The organism is Peptostreptococcus russellii, assembly GCF_003012055.1.
Taxonomy (GTDB): Bacteria; Bacillota; Clostridia; order Peptostreptococcales; family Peptostreptococcaceae; genus Peptostreptococcus; species Peptostreptococcus russellii.
Genome location: NZ_JYGE01000003.1, coordinates 438,085 through 456,780 on the forward strand (window position 1 = coordinate 438,085; position 18,696 = coordinate 456,780).

General features: G+C 31.1%; 14 protein-coding genes and 1 other annotated feature. Of the genes, 13 read left to right on the forward strand and 1 reads right to left on the reverse strand.

The window, feature by feature from the left end:
- Positions 1-212 precede the first annotated feature (212 nt).
- The 11 genes from UF10_RS03925 to UF10_RS03975 all read left to right on the forward strand — a co-directional run bounded on the left by UF10_RS03925 (position 213) and on the right by UF10_RS03975 (position 15,123).
- Positions 213-785 (forward strand): xanthine phosphoribosyltransferase, encoded by a 573-nt coding sequence (locus UF10_RS03925; RefSeq protein ID WP_106776510.1) that lies wholly within the window; start codon positions 213-215, stop codon positions 783-785.
- Positions 786-843: 58 nt separating this feature from the next.
- Positions 844-1,494, forward strand: a complete 651-nt coding sequence (fsa, locus tag UF10_RS03930; protein WP_106776511.1) for a fructose-6-phosphate aldolase — start codon at positions 844-846, stop codon at positions 1,492-1,494.
- 98 nt (positions 1,495-1,592) lie between these two features.
- Positions 1,593-3,092, forward strand: coding sequence for a phosphohexomutase domain-containing protein (locus UF10_RS03935; RefSeq protein WP_106776512.1), 1,500 nt, complete (start codon positions 1,593-1,595; stop codon positions 3,090-3,092).
- 181 nt (positions 3,093-3,273) lie between these two features.
- Positions 3,274-3,930, forward strand: a complete 657-nt coding sequence (locus tag UF10_RS03940) for a hypothetical protein (protein ID WP_106776513.1) — start codon at positions 3,274-3,276, stop codon at positions 3,928-3,930.
- A 233-nt stretch (positions 3,931-4,163) separates the two neighbouring features.
- Positions 4,164-6,017, forward strand: a complete 1,854-nt coding sequence (gene asnB, locus UF10_RS03945) for an asparagine synthase (glutamine-hydrolyzing) (RefSeq protein ID WP_106776514.1) — start codon at positions 4,164-4,166, stop codon at positions 6,015-6,017.
- 63 nt (positions 6,018-6,080) lie between these two features.
- Entirely contained in the window at positions 6,081-7,673 is a 1,593-nt protein-coding gene (locus tag UF10_RS03950; protein WP_106776515.1) for a fibronectin type III domain-containing protein, read from the forward strand.
- A 21-nt stretch (positions 7,674-7,694) separates the two neighbouring features.
- Positions 7,695-8,546 (forward strand): MurR/RpiR family transcriptional regulator, encoded by an 852-nt coding sequence (locus tag UF10_RS03955; protein WP_106776516.1) that lies wholly within the window; start codon positions 7,695-7,697, stop codon positions 8,544-8,546.
- A 57-nt stretch (positions 8,547-8,603) separates the two neighbouring features.
- Positions 8,604-8,829 (forward strand) — a binding site (T-box leader).
- A 53-nt stretch (positions 8,830-8,882) separates the two neighbouring features.
- Positions 8,883-10,283 carry an asparagine--tRNA ligase gene (gene asnS, locus UF10_RS03960; RefSeq protein ID WP_106776517.1) on the forward strand — a complete coding sequence of 467 codons (1,401 nt, stop codon included), beginning with the start codon at positions 8,883-8,885 and terminating at the stop codon, positions 10,281-10,283.
- Between the two features lie 178 nt (positions 10,284-10,461).
- Positions 10,462-11,400, forward strand: coding sequence for an alpha/beta hydrolase (locus tag UF10_RS03965; protein ID WP_106776518.1), 939 nt, complete (start codon positions 10,462-10,464; stop codon positions 11,398-11,400).
- Between the two features lie 10 nt (positions 11,401-11,410).
- Positions 11,411-12,907 (forward strand): glycerol kinase GlpK, encoded by a 1,497-nt coding sequence (gene glpK, locus UF10_RS03970; protein WP_106776519.1) that lies wholly within the window; start codon positions 11,411-11,413, stop codon positions 12,905-12,907.
- A 20-nt stretch (positions 12,908-12,927) separates the two neighbouring features.
- On the forward strand, positions 12,928-15,123 hold the full coding sequence (locus tag UF10_RS03975) for an amino acid adenylation domain-containing protein (protein ID WP_106776520.1): 2,196 nt from the start codon (positions 12,928-12,930) through the stop codon (positions 15,121-15,123).
- An 83-nt stretch (positions 15,124-15,206) separates the two neighbouring features.
- Here UF10_RS03975 and UF10_RS03980 read toward each other — a convergent pair whose 3' ends face one another.
- Entirely contained in the window at positions 15,207-16,106 is a 900-nt protein-coding gene (locus tag UF10_RS03980) for a D-alanine--D-alanine ligase (protein WP_106776521.1), read from the reverse strand.
- Between the two features lie 309 nt (positions 16,107-16,415).
- On the opposite strand from UF10_RS03980, the gene UF10_RS03985 reads away from it, so the two are divergent.
- Together UF10_RS03985 and UF10_RS03990 are read left to right on the forward strand one after the other, a co-directional pair.
- Positions 16,416-17,690, forward strand: a complete 1,275-nt coding sequence (locus UF10_RS03985; protein ID WP_106776522.1) for a competence/damage-inducible protein A — start codon at positions 16,416-16,418, stop codon at positions 17,688-17,690.
- A gap of 23 nt (positions 17,691-17,713) precedes the next feature.
- Positions 17,714-18,517: a Cof-type HAD-IIB family hydrolase gene (locus UF10_RS03990; RefSeq protein WP_106776523.1), complete on the forward strand. Its 804-nt coding sequence runs from the start codon at positions 17,714-17,716 to the stop codon at positions 18,515-18,517.
- The last annotated feature ends 179 nt before the right edge of the window (positions 18,518-18,696 follow it).

Here is an 18,696-nt window from a genome sequence, read left to right on the forward strand (position 1 = left end):
ACAGTTAAAGAGAATTTTAGCACTAAATTAATGAATTGTCCACTAAAAAGTAGAAAAATTTATAAATTTGTGTAAATAGATAACCAAATACTAAGCTTTACTAATAAAGATATGGAAAAAGGGCTATTTATGATATATAATAGAAAATAGAGTTTTAATATATGGATTATTTTTAGTTTATATCATTATATTGATAGTTGAAAGGAAATTTTATGGAATTATTAAAGAATAAAATATTAACTGACGGAACAGTTAATAATGAAGAAGTGTTAAAGGTAGATAGTTTTTTGAATCACCAAATAGAGGCAGCTCTTTTAAATGAAATTGGAAAAGAATTTAAGAGAAGATTTGCTGATGTTAAGGTAGATAGAATCCTCACAGTAGAAGCTTCAGGCATTGCTATAGCAGTTATGGCTGCTCAATATTTTGGGAATGTACCAGTAGTATTTGCCAAGAAGCAAGAGTCTAGAAATCTAGATGCAGATATATATAGATCAAAGGTTTATTCTTTTACAAAAGATAAAGAATACGAAATTATGGTGTCAAAGAGGTATATATCTGAAGGTGAAAATGTACTTATTGTAGATGATTTTCTTGCAAAAGGCGGGGCAGTTTTAGGTATGACAGATATTATAAATCAAGCAGGAGCCAACTTAGTTGGTGTTGGTATAGTAATAGAAAAATCATATCAAGATGGTAGCCAGATACTTCAAGAAAAGGGTATTAGAGTTGAGTCTCTTGCTTGTATAAAGTCACTTAAGGATAAAACAATTAGATTTAAATAATTAGATTTAAATAATTAAAGTTAAAAATAGTTAAATTTAAATTTTGGAGGTTATATATATGAAGTTTTTTATTGATACAGCAAACATAGAAGAAATAAAGGAAGCTAATGAGCTTGGTGTTATTTGTGGAGTAACTACAAATCCATCACTAATAGCAAAAGAAGGAAGAGATTTTACTGAAGTTGTAAACGAAATAGTAGACATAGTAGATGGACCTATAAGCGCTGAAGTATTGAGCATGAATCACGAAAAAATGATTGAAGAAGCTGAAAAACTTGCCGATATCCATGAAAATATAGTTATTAAAATACCTATGTGTGCAGAAGGATTAAAGGCAGTTAAGGCACTTTCTGATAAGGGAATAAAGACAAATGTTACTCTTATTTTCTCAGCGAGTCAAGCACTTTTGGCAGCAAGAGCAGGAGCTTCATATGTTAGCCCATTTGTTGGAAGATTAGATGATATATCTTTTGATGGTTTATCATTGATAAGCGAAATAACTGAAATATTTGCAACAAACTACATAGCTACAGAAGTTATAGTAGCAAGCGTAAGAAATCCTCTACACGTTATAGAGTCAGCTAAGATGGGAGCAGATATAGCAACAGTGCCATATAAGGTTATTATGCAGATGATAAATCACCCACTTACAGATAGAGGAATAGAAGCTTTCAATAAAGATGCTGAAAAGGCCTCATTAAATATATAATTATATATTTTATAGATTGGCATTTTAAATTTTTTATTTAAAAGAAAAATGTATATCTGATTATATACTAGAAAATATAAAAAAGAGGGAATTTATTAATGGACAAACTATATAGATTACAAAATGGAACAGATATAAGAGGAGTCGCTTATAAAGATGAAAATAGCGAACTTGAAATAACTTTAAGAACAGAAGATGTACAGGATATAGCTTCTGGATTTGCAACATGGCTTACTGATAAGCTTAAAAAAAGCAATATAAAAATAGCTATAGGTATGGACTCAAGAATAACAGGTCCAGCTCTTAGAGAGGCTTGTGCAGAAAGATTTGTAGAGCTTGGAGTAGATATAGTTGATTGCGGGCTTGCAACAACTCCTGCTATGTTCATGTCTACTATAATGGATGACTATAAATGTGATGGTGCCATAATGTTTACCGCAAGTCATATGCCATACATATATAATGGAATGAAGATGTTTACGAGCGAAGGTTGTCTAGAAAAATCTGATCTTAAGGATCTATTAGATATAAGTGTCTCAGGGAACTTTATATCTAGTAATATCCAAGGTATAAAGACAGAAAGAAACTTAATAGATGACTATTCTGCTTTACTTGTAAATAAAATAAAAAAGGGCGTTAACTCTAAGGACAACTTTGATAAACCACTTGATGGGATGAAGATAGTTGTCGATGCAGGTAACGGTTCTGGAGGTTTCTTTGCTCAAAAGGTTCTTGGAGAACTTGGTGCAAATACAGATGGAAGTCAGTTTTTAGATCCAGATGGAATGTTTCCAAATCATATACCAAACCCTGAAAATAAAGAGGCAATGAAAAGTATTACTGATGCAACTTTAAAAAATAATGCCGATATGGGTATAATTTTTGACACAGATGTTGATAGAGCTGCAATAGTTGGATCTAACGGAAAACCTATAAATAAAAATGCATTAATTGCACTTATATCAAAAATAATCTTGAAGGAACATCCTGAAAGTACTATAGTTACAGATTCTGTTACATCTAATGGTCTTGCAGAATTTATAAAAGAGAATGCTGGGATACATCATAGATTTAAAAGAGGATATAAGAATGTAATAAATGAATCTATCAGACTTAATGAAGAAGGTATAGAGTCCTATCTAGCAATAGAAACATCAGGACATGCAGCACTTAAAGAAAATTACTTCCTTGATGATGGAGCTTATTTGGTATCAAAAATACTAATGGAAGCAGCAAAGCTTCATAAAGATGGTAAGGATATTGCAGATTTAATAGATGGATTAAAAGAAGCAAAGGAAGATTGTGAGTATAGAATAAAAATCAACAAAGAAGATTTCAAAGATTATGCAAATGAGATTCTTGAAGATTTGAAGCTATATTCATCAAAGATATCTAATTGGGATAGAGTAGAAAAAAACTATGAAGGTATCAGAGTTAATTGTAACTCAGAAGATGAGAAGGGATGGTTTTTAATGAGAGTATCTCTTCATGAACCACTTCTTGTTTTAAATATAGAGTCAGACCTAGATGGTGGATGTGAAAAGATATATTCAAAACTTTCTAACTTTTTAAGTGACTACAGTTTATCCTTAAAATAAAAGAAGATTAAGTAATACTTTTGAAAAATTAATTATAAATAGCATATTAACTAAAAAGGTGTTTTTTTAAATCTTTGTAATAATTCTGTAAATATGTTGACGACCTTGTAATCGATTAAAAACCTATTTATGTGGTATCATATAAGTATAGGATAAATTAAATTGAAAAGGGAGTGATATTATGAAGAAGAATTTATTTGCTATAGTATTAATACTAGCAGGGGCACTATCTATAAGTCCTTTAACTTTTGCACTGGAGGGTCAGCAAGCAAAAGAGGAGTTACCAGATGTTATGTATGCTACTAACAGAGAAGCTGCAGAGAAAAATATTGATAAGTCAGAAGTAGAAAAAGATAATAGCAAGTTAGATTACGATTCTAGTATTGCTAAAGATACAGATTCATCTGTAAATACAGTTAAAAATAGCACTGATAATAATGCTATTGTAAGTCAATCTAACAACAAAGATACTAATAAAAATATATCAAGCACTAATAGAGATGTGAAAGCTAATAATAGTTATGTAGCTAATAAGCCTTCTCAAAAGTCTGATGTAAATAGAAGTATAGAAGCTAATAAGCCAAATACTGATGTAGATTATAAAAATAGAAAAGCACTAAGTAAGGAAGAAGCTCTTGATTTATTAAATAAAGAAAATGATAATAATCAAGAATACGGATACATGGGTGACGAAAATGCTTTTAATGTTTTAAAAGAAAAAGGTCATGAAGGCTATGTATTTGTACCAGATGTTTCAACAGATTTAGGTCTTTTCGTAGATAAAAATACTAGCGAAGTATATGTATTCCATCCATCTGGAAGTTTAGATCTTTACTAAAGTTACTATATAGATAAGAGGATGATTTGATACTTTCTAGGTACTTGTTACTTAATATCAAAATAAATTAAGCACTCAAATCCATATAATGGATCTTGGGTGCTTTTTCTAATAGTGTTATTGAATGTGCTATAATTTTATGATATTATAAAATGTGAGAAAATATATTATTTATTATATATTTTAAGTTTAAAAAAAATAAAACTAATTATAAATAGGAAAGGATAGAGAATATGTGTGGATTTGTTGGATTCTTTGATAACAATGAAAATAAAGAGGTTATCTTGGATAAAATGATGGATAGAATAATCCATAGAGGCCCTGATATGGGGGGAAAATTTTATGATGATAATGCAGCTTTAGGGTTTAGAAGATTAAGTATACTTGATCTATCTGAGGCAGGTTGTCAGCCTTTGTACAGTGAGGATAAGAACTTAGTTCTAGTATTTAATGGAGAAATATATAATTATTTGGACATAAAGGAAGATCTAATAGCTAAAGGATATAAATTTAATAGTAATACTGATAGTGAAGTACTAATACATGGATATGCAGAATATGGAGAAAAATTAGTGGACAAGCTTAGAGGTATGTTCGCATTTTGCATATGGGATAAAGCTGAAAAGAAAGCATTTGGTGCTAGAGATCATTTTGGAATAAAACCATACTATTTCTATGAATACGAGCAAAATGGAAAGAAATCAATGATGATAGCCTCTGAAATTAAGAGTTTCTTAGATCATCCAAATTTTGTTAAGGAAGTTAATGAAAAAGCATTAAAGCCTTATATGACTTTCCAGTATTCATCTCAGCCAGATGAAACATTTTTCAAGGGAGTGCAGAGATTAAGACCTGGTCATTTCTTTACTTATCAAGATGGAAAGATGGATATAAAGAATTATTGGGATATAAACTTTGATGATAAGCATAATACAGTAGAAGAAAATATTGCCAAAATAGAAGAGGTTGTAGAGGAATCAGTAAGAGTACACAACCATGCAGATGTTCCAATAGGATCATTTTTATCTGGTGGAGTTGACTCAAGCTATATAACTGCTTGCCTAATGCCAGACAAGACTTTTTCAATAGGATTTGAACAAGAAAAATTTGATGAATCAAATCTAGCAGCTGAGCTTTCTCAAATATTGGGAATAGAGAATGTAAGAGAAACAATTACAGGGGACGATTGCTTAGGTAAACTATCAGATATACAATATCATATGGATGAACCACAATCAAACCCATCTACGCTTCCTCTTTATTTCTTATCAAAGTTGGCAAGAGATCACGGTGTAACAGTTGTCTTATCAGGAGAAGGAGCAGATGAAATATTCGGTGGGTATGAGTGGTATGATCTAGATGAAGGACAAAAGAAACTAAAGAAGCTTCCTTCATTTATGTTAAAGGGAGCAGCATCTATTGCAAAGCACCTTCCTCAGTTCCATGGTAAAACTACACTTCTTAGAGCAGGTAGACCTGTAGAAGAAACATTTATAGGTGAAGCTGTGATATTTGATGAAGAAGAGGCAAAAGATATATTAAAGCCAGGATATCAAAATTCAAGGACTATAAGGGAAATAACTCAACCAGTATATGATATGGTTAAGGGTAAAGATGATGTTACTAAAAAACAGATGATAGATATCAAATTATTTATGGAGGGTGACATACTTCAAAAGGCAGATAAGATGAGTATGGCTCATTCTCTTGAATTAAGAGTGCCATTTTTAGATAAGGAAGTAATGAAGGTTGGAGAAGAAATAGGCTCTGATCAAAAAATTAGCAATGGTACAACTAAGTATATCCTTAGAAAAGCTGCTGAAAAGAAACTTCCAGAAGATTGGTATAAGAGAAAGAAAAAGGGATTCCCTGTTCCTATAAAGTTATGGTTTAGAGAAGAAAAACATTATAATTATGTTAAGGAATACTTCAATGCAGACTTTGTAGACCAGTTCTTTGATAAGCAAAAGATAAATCAGCTTTTAGACGATCACTACAATGATGTAACAAATAATGCTAGAAAGATATACACAATACTTGTATTTTTAGTATGGTATAAGAGATACTTTGTAGACGAAGCTAATTAATAAATTAAATAAATGTTTGATAATATATAAGAAACAATGTACCTAAGATGGGGCGGTGATATTATGAATAAAAAAAAGATTGGAATGATACTCGCTATACCACTAATGTTAGGAATTTTATATTCTGGTTTAAGATTTGGATATATAAGTCCAATGGTAAAAGGCCTAGATGTGCATATACTAGGCGGTACATTTATAACAAATATAAATAAATATGTTATCAAAGTGGGGGATAAAGTTGGTTTGTCAGCAGGTAATTATATTGTTGTACCAACTTTTTCCAAAGAACCCACTTTGAAGTTTGCTGTGCTTGATGATAGTGGTGTACTGTCAGTAGAGAATAATACTTTGATAGCCAATAAAGAAGGTATTTCATCTATTGGTATATTAAATAAAAATAGAGTACTTAAAAAGACTACTATAATGGTAGTTAATCCAACTATAAAGAATATGGAAACCGCTGTCAACAACAGAATTAAGTACTATGGTGATAAAGCTAAAATTGCAAGCACAGTAAATATTGATGATTATAAAAAACTGGAAAAAGGTTATAAACTTAATTACTCAACAACAGATCCAAATATACTTAAAATTAGTGGTGATACAGTTGAGGCTGTAGGAGTTGGAGAGGCAAAACTTATCAGTAGATATGATAGAAAAGAAATTCAAACTAGCTTTAATATACTTCCTAGAGTAGATAGTCTTAATATTGATAATATATACAGCCTTGAAGAGGGTCAAAGTATACAGTTACACCCGAAAATAGTTACAAGCCCAGAAGGATCAAAGTCGAATATTAAATACAAGGTTTTGGGAAGTTCGAATTACAAGAAATTTGATAAAGATAAATATGACGAAAATAAACTTGTACACTTTGGAGATATTGGTCTTGAAAAAAGCTTAGGTATAACTGTTGATAAAGATGGAAATATTAAAGCGAATAGAATAGGAACTTATCTGATAGAACTTTCTTCTGGTGAAAAAAGTAAAAAAACTAGTGTGGAAGTAAAGGAACGATCATTTGAAAACATTGAAGTTAAAAATCTTCAGTATTTATTTGAAAAGAAAAAAGACGAGATAGATTTGGAGCTAGGATGGGACTATAATGATAGAGTCAATAACTATAGAATATATGTTAAGGATGCTTCTGATGAAGAGTTTTCTATCTTTACAACAATTAAAACAAATAAAAACTTTGTATCAAATGGAAACAGAGTTTCTGAACTTCTAAAATTGAGTTTAGACAAAGAAAACTCTGACTCATATGACTTCCAAGTGTATGTAGTGGGATATAATGGAGCGAAAGAGACAAAAAAAAGCAATACAATTAGAATAAACAATAAGAGCACAGAGGACTTCCAAAAGAAACATGTAAGCAATATAAAGTATAGAACTGACAGAGAAAACAGTACAATATCTTTCAAATGGAGTCCAATAGATAATAAAAAGTATACTTACAGAATATATTATAAAAATATGGAGCTAAAAGAGCCAGGATATAAGCTTGTAGCTAAAAATATAGAAAAAAATACTACTACTATAAGGGTAGATGACAATATGATTAACTATAATTTCTATATTGTTGCTATAAATGAAGAGGGGCAAATTTCTGCTTTTAGTAAACCTGTAAGAATTAAGGAGAACTTCTCCGAATAAACAAATGGGGATGATATATAAATGAGCATTATAGGAAGTATAAACCGTCCGAAATTTAGACCGACAAAGTCCGATAAATTGATTATGCGGTATATTTTAGATAATATAGATAGTGTGCCATATATGCAGATTTCGAATATGGCTAAAAATATCGGGACAGGTGAAGCTACGATTACAAGATATGTAAAAAAATTGGGCTGTAATGGATTTCAGGAATTTAAGCTGGGATTAGCAAAAGAAATTACTATTAGAGAACAAAATAATATCTTAGATAGTAGTATAAAGCAAAATGAACCAACTATAGAAACGGCATCTAAGTTAGTATCTTCAAATTTAAAGGTTCTTGATGAAACTTTATGTTTGCTAGATAGTAGTAAAATTGAGATGGCTGCCAAACATATATTAAAAGCAAGAAAAGTATGTTTTATTGGTATAGGTTTTTCTGGCATAGTTGCTCTTGATTCCAGCTATAAATTTATGAGAATAGGTATAGATTGTTCTAGCTATGACAATAATCACATGATGGTTATGATGGCATCTATTATAAGAGAAGGGGATCTTGTATTTGCTATATCAAACTCAGGAGAAACTAGTGAGTTGATAAATACAATCAGAATTGCAAAAGATAATGGAGCCAATATAGTTTCGATTCTAGGAGATGAAGATTCAACTCTAGCAAAGATATCTGATCTATTTATTTCATACTATTCAGATGAATCTCTTTTGGAAGCTGGCTCTATGTCAACTAAGATGTCACAGATATTTATAGTCGAGTTGATATACACTGAAGTTGTTAAGTTCAATATTATTGAATCTACAAATAATAAATTGAGAACAACAGATGCTATAAAAAAATTAAGTGATAACAAATAATTTATGATATTGACAAATAGTTGTAAACTTGCTATACTCATAAATATTAAAAGAGAATATAAAACGAAGAAGAGAAGAGTAGCTATCTATCCCTTATACAGCGAGTTGGTGACGGTGTAAGACCAATATAATATGGTTAGTGAAGAACCCCTCAGAGTTTCTGACCGAACGTAATCTAGTAGGCTCAGACGGTTTGATACCGTTAACATCATCTAAGATGCCAATGAGTTATTATTGGTAAATTAGGGTGGTACCACGATTATATACACACATCGTCCCTTTCACAGGGATTATGTGTGTTTTTTATTTATATTATAATTATTTTTAGGAGGAGTTATGCAAAAAGAATTTTTAGAAGTAAAAAATTTATACAGAGATAAAGAAGAATACCTTGGTAAAACTATTCGTGTAGCAGGTTGGATGAGAACATCAAGAATATCTAAGAAATTTGGATTTGTAGAATTAAATGATGGATCGTTTTTTAAAAATATTCAGGTCGTTGTAGATGAAGCAAAGGTGGACAATTTTAAAGAAATTTCAAAACTAGCAATTTCATCAGCAATAATAGTAGAGGGTGAGCTTGTATCAGTAGATAATGCTAAAAACCCTATAGAAATACAGGCAAGCAAAATAATAATAGAGGGAGAATCTGATTCTTCTTATCCACTACAAAAGAAAAAACATTCTTTTGAATACCTTAGAACAATTGCTCACTTGAGACCAAGAAGTAACACTTTTTCAGCAGTATTTAGAGTAAGATCAGTAGTAGCATATGCTATACATAAGTTCTTCCAAGAAAGAAATTTCGTATATGCCCACACTCCAATTATAACTGGTAGTGATGCTGAAGGTGCTGGAGAAATGTTCCAAATTACAACTTTGGATATGAAAAACCCACCTTTAACAGAAGAGGGTGCTATTGATTATTCAGAAGATTTCTTTGGCAAGGAAACTAATTTGACAGTGTCAGGTCAGCTTAATGCAGAAATAATGGCACTTGCATTCAGAAATGTATATACTTTTGGACCTACTTTTAGAGCAGAAAACTCTTATACAGGTAGACATGCTTCTGAGTTTTGGATGGTTGAACCTGAGATAACTTTCGGTGATCTTGAAGATAATATGGAACTTGCAGAGGATCTTATAAAGTATATAATCAACTATGTTTTAGAGAATTGCCCTGAAGAAATGGACTTTTTCAATAAATTTATAGATAAGGGACTACTGGAAAGATTAAATAGTATAGTAAACTCTGATTTTGTTAGAATAAGCTATACAAAGGCTGTTGAGCTATTAATTGAATCAGGACACAAATTCGATTATCCTGTAGAGTGGGGATGTGACCTTCAGACTGAACATGAAAGATTTATAACTGAGCAAATATATAAATCTCCAGTGTTTGTAACTGATTATCCTAAGGACATTAAGGCATTCTACATGAGAATGAATGAAGATGGAAAAACTGTAAGAGCTATGGATTTATTAGTTCCTGGAGTTGGTGAAATAATAGGCGGATCACAAAGAGAAGAAAGATATGATGTTTTAATGAGTAAGATAAAGGAAATGGGACTACATGAAGAAGAGTATTGGTGGTACCTTGAACTTAGAAAGTTTGGTACAGCAACACACTCTGGATTTGGATTAGGATTTGAAAGAATTATAATGTATCTGACTGGAATGTCAAATATAAGAGATGTAATACCTTTCCCAAGAACACCAAAGAACGCAGAATTCTAAAAATAACAGTGATTTTTAAATTACAGCATCTTGAAGGATTACCTTTTAGATGCTGTAAATTTTTTAAAAAGGAATAATTACTAAAGTATTTTATTATAAATTTTTATAGACTATTAGATTACTATCCTTATATTTCGGGTGAGTATTTATGTAGATTTATACTTATATATATCGTATAATGTATATAGAAAGTAGAATTGGATGGTGGTATGACTTGAAAGAGATAAAAGAATCAAAAATAAGAATTAAAAAGGACGAAAAAAAAGATGAGTATGATACTTTAGGCATAACTATGGAACTCGAAAAATCTTTGAGAATAGATGATGAAGTCAAGAAGGAAAAGCATCGCAAAAAAGAAAGAGCTCGTAAAAAAATATTGAAAAATATTACAATTTTATTGTTAGGCCTAGCAGTTACAGCTGTTTGTATATTTTTTATATGGCTAAATGATACTTATAAAACAAATGAGTATTCTAGTCACTATATGCTTTCCACAGGTCATGTGGAAGTTAAAACTGAAAAAAATGGTTCTGTAGAATTTATTCCAAAAGCGAATGCGAAAAATGTTGGTGTAATAATTTATCCGGGACAAAAAATAGAACCTAAGTCTTATGCAAGGCTTTCAAATATTATAGCTAATAGCAAATATAATGTATTTGTACCTAAGCTTAGATTTAATTTTTCTCCGTTTTCATCAAACTTAGCTACTAATATAATTAAGGATAACCCTGAAATAAACACATGGTATCTAGTAGCACATTCAAGTAGTGGAGATATTGCTTTAAATGAAGCTGCCAATCAAAAGAAAATTTCGGGAGTGGTATTTTTAGGAACATATCCAAGTGGAGATGATTTAAAGCTTATCAACAAGCCTGTTTTATCTATTTGGGGAACTAAAGATGGAGTATTGGACTTAACTAGATTTAATGAATATAAAAACAATATGCCAGCAAATGCCCATTTTTATGAGATAATTGGTGGAAATAACACTAACTTTGCAGATATAGAAACCGTTCAAGGTGATAACAAAGCTATAATAAGTGCTGAATCACAGCAGATGCAATCTGCTAATGAGATAATAGCATTTATAAATAACTCAATGAAAACTAAAAATTAGGAGACTCTATATGAATAAAAAATATATAATGGCTCTAGATGCGGGAACAACAAGTTGCAGGGCCATATTGTTTGATAAAGAGGGAAATATAGTAAGGATTTCTCAAAAGGAATTTACTCAGTACTATCCACATTCAGCTTGGGTAGAACATGATGCTATGGAAATATGGGGAACAATGATGGGGGTAATGAGAGAGGTAATTGAAACTTCTCTTATTTCACCTGAAGATATATCATGTATCGGAATAACAAATCAAAGAGAAACGACTGTTGTATGGAATAAGGAAACTGGAAAACCTATTTATAATGCAATTGTATGGCAGTGTAGAAGAACTGCAGATTATTGTGAAGAGTTGGAAAAAGAGGGTTATTCAGAAGTTGTAAAGTCTAAGACTGGATTAAAAATAGACGCTTATTTTTCAGCAACAAAAATAAAATGGATATTGGAAAATGTTGAAGGTGCTAGAGAGTTAGCAGATGAAGGTAAACTTTTATTTGGAACGATAGACACTTGGCTTATATGGAATTTAACTAGAGGAAAATCTCATGTAACAGACTATACAAATGCATCTAGAACTATGATATTTAATATTAATGACCTAACTTGGGATAAAGATTTAATAGAAAAGTTTGATATTCCTGAGAGTATGCTCCCAGAAGCAAAAGCTTCTAGTACAATATTTGGTCATACTGATGAAAAGATGCTTGCAGGAGCAAGGATACCAATCTCAGGCTGTGCAGGAGACCAACAAGCATCTATGTTTGGGCAGGCTTGTTTCGATATTGGAGATGTCAAAAATACATATGGTACAGGCTGTTTTGTGATGATGAATACTGGTAACAAGCCTATATATTCAAATTATGGCTTGCTTACTACAATTGCTTGGGGAATAGACAATGAAGTGGAATATGCACTAGAGGGAAGTATATTTATAGGTGGATCTTTAATACAATGGTTGAGAGATGAACTTAAAATGATTGATACTTCTGAGGATAGTGAATATTATTCAAATAAGGTAAAAGATAATAATGGTGTATATATAGTGCCAGCATTTACAGGCTTAGGAGCTCCTTATTGGGATATGTACGCCCGAGGAACTATTGTGGGACTTACTAGAGGAGCAAAGAAGGAACATATTATTAGAGCGGCTCTAGAGGCTATAGCATATCAGAGTAAGGATGTAATGATGTCTATGAAAGATGACTCTAATATTGATATAAATAAGCTAAAGGTAGATGGAGGAGCTAGCAATAATGGATTTCTTATGCAATTTCAATCTGACCTTTTAGGTATAGATGTATATAAATCAAAGCTTTCTGAAAGTACTGCTTTAGGAGCTGCCTTTTTAGCAGGACTTGGAATAGGTATGTATAAAGATAAAGAAGAAATAAAAAGCATTTGTTCATATGACAAAATATACACTCCTAGTAGTGAAAATGATAAATTTGATGAATACTATAATACCTGGAAAAATGCAGTTAAAAGATCACTTGACTGGGCTAAATAAAATATAAGGTGGTGAGCTATTTGGCTAAGAATAAACATTACCGTCTTGCTGAAAAATATTGGACTAAATTACTAGGAGACTATATTACACTAGCAAGAGTTCCAAATGATTTTTTAAAAGAAGACAATGGAAAGTTTAATATGATACAAAAGAGTATTAAAAAGTCTATGTACAGTGAAATTCTTCAATATTGTGATGATAATGAATTGTCACTGGAATCTGTACTAGATACAATATATGGAATCGTGCTTCAAAGGTTTACATATGAAGATGATGTTGTTTTTGGAAAAAATAATATCATGACACCAGTAAGAGTAAAAACAAAAAATCCAAAAATGAAATTTATTGATTTATGTAAGATAATAATGAAACAAACAGAGGAGTCAAAGGAATATGACTATTATATGATGTCTCAGAGCAACTATAAGAATGCTCTCAATGACAAGCTTATAAATACATTGTTTATAGTAAACATACTCGGAGAACCGATGGTAAAGTCTGAACAAGCTAAAAAACTTGATATGTATCTCAAGGTTAGTGTATCTAACGGAATAAGGCTTAAGCTTATGTATAAGTCATCTTTCTATGATAAAAGAACTGCCAGAAGTATAGTCTATTTATATAGGTATATACTTAAGCAAGTAATTTCAAATAAGGATATAAAGTTAGATGAAATTCAAAATATGAAAGAAGAGCACAAAGAAAATTTCTCTCATATGTTTGATGAAAATAAATTTGAGTTTGACAAAAATATAAGTTATGTAAGTCTTCTTAAAGAACAAGTTAAAAAGACTCCAAATAATATAGCAATATCTGATTTTGATTCAAATATAAGCTATAAAGAAATGGATGAATTGACTGATAAGGTTGCTGCATACTTAAATCATCTAGGTATAGGAGAGGGCGACACAGTCGCTGTATTGCAACAACGTGACAAACACGTAGTATTGTCTGCTATATCTGTTTTAAAGGCAGGAGCCATATTTTTCCCAATAGATAGGACTAACCCAGATGAGAGGCTCGGGTATCTGTTGGAAGATGGTCAAACTAAGCTTATTTTGACATGCAAATCTATGCTTCCAAGAATAAATAAAAGATTTCCTGAATACAATGTTTTAAGTATAGAAAATGAAGATTTAATAAAACATAATTATGAAGTAACAGGCAAGATCTATCCTGAAAATGAAGCCTATAGAATCTCTACTTCTGGTACAACGGGAAGGCCAAAGTGTATTAGTATAAGACATGATAGTTTGATGAATATGTGTCATTACTCTATTGACTATATTGATGCAAATGAAAATGACAAGTGTGGTGTATATCTTAGTTTTAGTTTTGATGCAATTATGAAGCAAATTTTTCCATATTTACTTGTCGGTGCAAGCGTTGATATTTTACCAGAATATGCACGTATAAATGAAAAAGAAGTAGAAGGGTATTGTATTAGAAATAATGTTACAATACTCGCTTTACCTGCTATAATGGGAAAATTATTTATGATGAATTGCCCATGTAAGGGACTAAGAGTTCTTCAAGTTGGTGGAGATAAATTTAAGGGGTATGTAAAAAGAGACTATAAAATTTATAATGAGTATGGACCTGCAGAATTCACTGTACTATGTACTCAGTTTCATGTGGATAAATACTATGAATTAGTACCTGTAGGGAGACCTATATACAATACAGAAGCTTATATACTAGATAAAAACAATAATGTATGTGCGATTGGTGTTCCAGGTGAGCTCTGTCTTTCGGGAATACAGATTTCCAATGGCTATTTAAATAGAGAAGATCAAAACAAATTAACATTTGTCGATAATCCATTTGCCCACGACAGCTACACTCAGAAAATGTATAGAACAGGTGACTTGGCCAAGTGGATAGATGAAGATGGTACAATAGCTATTTTAGGAAGAATGGATTCCCAGATTAAAATTAACGGTATAAGAATAGAAATTTTCGAAATCGAAAATATGATCAATATGATTCCTGAAATTAAAAACAGTGTTGTTGCAAAGAGGGAAGATGAAAATGGAGATAAGTATCTTGATGCTTATTTTGTTCCATATGAAGATTATTATGACCCAGATAAGGTAAGAAAATTCTTGGAAGATAATCTACCTCCACATATGATACCAAAAAACATTACAAGACTGTGTGTATTACCAGTCACTCCAATAGGTAAGGTAGATAAGAAAGCTTTACCAAAAGTATAGTATAAATATATAATTGAAAATTATTGTAAATATAAAATAAAGTAAAATAAAAATGTCGACCTAATTAGGTCGACATTTTTATTTTATAGACTATATTCAATTAGTTTATCAAGTAATCCTGAATAATCAAAACCTCTAGCTTTTGCACTCTTTGGTATAAGGCTTGTCTCAGTCATTCCAGGAAGTGTATTTAGTTCAAGTAAATATATATCACCGTCATCTGTTATAATATAATCTGCTCTTACATATCCCTTACAATTGAAGGCTTTCCAACATTTTTCTGAGTAAGACTTTAGTCTTTTATCCAAGTCTTCAGGAAGTTCAACAACAACTTCTTCAGCACCCTTTGTAGTAGAATATTTAGCTTCATAATCAAAAAATTCATTATCAGAAGTTATTCTAAGTGTGGGGAAGACCTCTCCATTTAGTATAAAAGATGTATGTTCTACTCCCTTTATGTATTTTTCAATCATTACTATTTCATCATACTTAAGACCTTCTCTTACAGCATTTTCCACGTCTTCTTTAGATTTTATAAAAAATGTTGCAACACTTGATCCTCCAGAATTAGGTTTGATAAATACAGGGTAACCCATATTTTCGATTGCCTTATAATCTATATCCTCAACACTCTTAACAGTCAACCAATCAGCAGTTAAAACCTCATTTTGTCTCGAGATTATTTTAGTGAAATTCTTGTCCATAAGTATACCACTAGTCAAAGGATCGCATCCACAATATTTGATTCCCATAGCTTCTAGAATCGATTGAATTGATCCATCTTCACCAAACTTGCCATGAAGTCCAATTAGGGCTATATCAATGTCCATTTCATTTAACTTAAAGACATCAGTCATTTCATCAATTTTAAAATCTATAACCTCATACTTATTTCTATCAAGGTTTTTTACCATAGAGGCACCAGATTTTAAAGAAACTTCTCTCTCAGAAGAAACTCCTCCATATATTACTGCAACTTTCATATATACTTCCTCCTATTTTATTCAATTATCTGTTTTTTAGTTTTATCTCAATTTTAATCTACATATATCATTATATACACAAGAAGCATTTCTTTGCAAGAAAAAAATCGAAAAAAACAGATTAAACTTTATGTTATTAAACTTGAAAGCTTTAAAAAAGATTTTTAGCTTTAAAAATATACCGTAAATAGGTAAATATAATTTGTTTTTAAGTAGCATTTTGAAATGTTATCATTTTTGCAACTTGTTTAATTATAATATATTTGATAAAATAATAATATTATAGGTTATTACTTAGGAGGATTTCTAATGAATATTGAAATAATTTCTGTAGGTACAGAACTACTTTTGGGAGATATTGTAAATAGCAACTCGCAATATTTATCTAAGCAATTAGCTCTTTTGGGCATGAATGTATATAGACAAGTAACAGTTGGTGACAATATAGATAGACTTGTAAAATGCTTTGAAGCAGCATTTGATGCAGGGGCAGATGTTGTAATTACTACTGGTGGACTTGGTCCAACAGCTGATGATATAACTAAGGAATCAGCTGCTAAATATTTTGGACAAGAAATGTTTTTAGATGAGGAATCTTGGGAAGATATTCAAGAGAAGTGCTCTAAATTTAGTGGCAGTAGAAAGAATATACCAAAAAATAATATAAAACAGGCAATGTTTCCCCTAGAAGCAGATATTATACCTAATCCAAATGGTACTGCTCCAGGGGCTATATTTAAGGATAAAAGTGGTAAAAAAAGAATTATGGTTATGCCTGGACCACCTAGGGAAATGAGATCTATGTTTTTAAATAGTATCTTGCCTTTATTAAGATCTGATGCGGATGTGGTATTTAAATCAAAATATATTAGGTTCTTTGGAGTTGGCGAGTCTGCACTAGAAATTCAATTGATGGATCTTTTAACAAAGCAAACTAATCCGACAGTTGCGCTTTATGCAAAGGAAGGTGAAGTTCTTATAAGAGTCACTGCAAGTGCTTTTTCAGAAGAGAAGTGTGAAGAGATGATTCAAGAAAAAATTGATGAAGTGTCAAGTATATGTGGCGATAAAATATACTTGATAGGAGATGATAGTATTTCGTCAACTCAAACAGAAATGGATAACGTGGTTGCAAAGATGTTGTTAGAAAGAAAAAAAACAATATCTGTTGCAGAATCTTGTACAGGAGGACTGATTGCCTCTTATCTTGTTAATTACTCAGGAATATCAGACTCGCTTTTAGAAGCATGTGTTACATATTCAAATGAGGCCAAAATAAAAAGGTTAGGTGTATCTAAGGATATATTGGATAACTATGGCGCAGTAAGTCCTCAAGTTGCAGAAGCAATGGCAAAGGGGGCGGCAGAGTCTCTAGGCTCTGATATAGGTATTTCTACCACAGGAGTCGCTGGACCAGATGGAGGAAGTGATGAGAAGCCTGTGGGACTAGTATACATAGGTGTATACTATCAGGGAAAGTCTACTTCAATTAAAAAAATATTTAGTGGAGATAGAAGAAAAGTAAGAGAAAGAGCCGCGAGAGAGGCCTTAAATCAAGTTAGACTTTTGCTTTTAAATAAATAAAAAGTAAAAAATGGAGGTAATATATGATAAAGCATATATTTTGCGATCTAGATGGAACACTTTATAGAGAGGGTATAACAGATAAAGATCTTGAATCAATTCTTATGGCTCAAGAAAATAATATTAAATTTCACATAGCAACAGGTAGAGTATACAGCCATACTGTATCAATTATAGAAAAGGCTCAAGTGAATGGATACTCTATATGTGAAAATGGATCATATATATATAGTAATGATGGAAATTGTATCTATAGTGCAACAATGAGTGATATTCAAATAAAAAAAATAATTGATTTATATCAAAGACTAGATTATATAAATAAAGAAGATGATGTAATATACTTTAAATATGATGGAACGATTGTTGTTCCAGTAGATACATCTTCTGTGGAGTATTTTTCAAAGGGATATACTGTTGATGAAGACATACTAGAAAAGGAAAGTTACAACTCTTCAGTAGGAAATATAGGTATACTTACTTATGATACAGAAAAACTCGAAAAGTTAGTCAAGGAGTATAGATCTGCCTATGGAAATGAATTTGATGTTTATATATCAGGGCCAACAACTATGAATATAGTTCCAAAAGGAGTTTCAAAGTTAGAAGCAATAAAAATTGTCTGTAAAAAAGAAGCTGCCGGAGTGGATGAAATAGTAACAATTGGAGACTCACCAAACGATATATCAATGCTTAAAAATATAAAAATGAGCTTTGCTATGTCTGAGGCTCCAGAATCAGTAAAATCAGTTGCAGGCTTTGAGACGCCATCTGTTGCAGATGCAGTAAAAATGGTAGTTGATTTTAATAACGAAATTTTAAAATAAAGATTTTGAAATAAATAGAGATAAAATACATTATATGTATGGATTATGAGTTTATAGTAAGCTATAAATATTAAAAAACAATATATTTACTTGCTATAAAGAAGGAAAAAACTCTACTTATCTTCAGTGAAAATCTTATAGATACATTTAGTAATTATTTATATTTTGTAGGTGGGTGG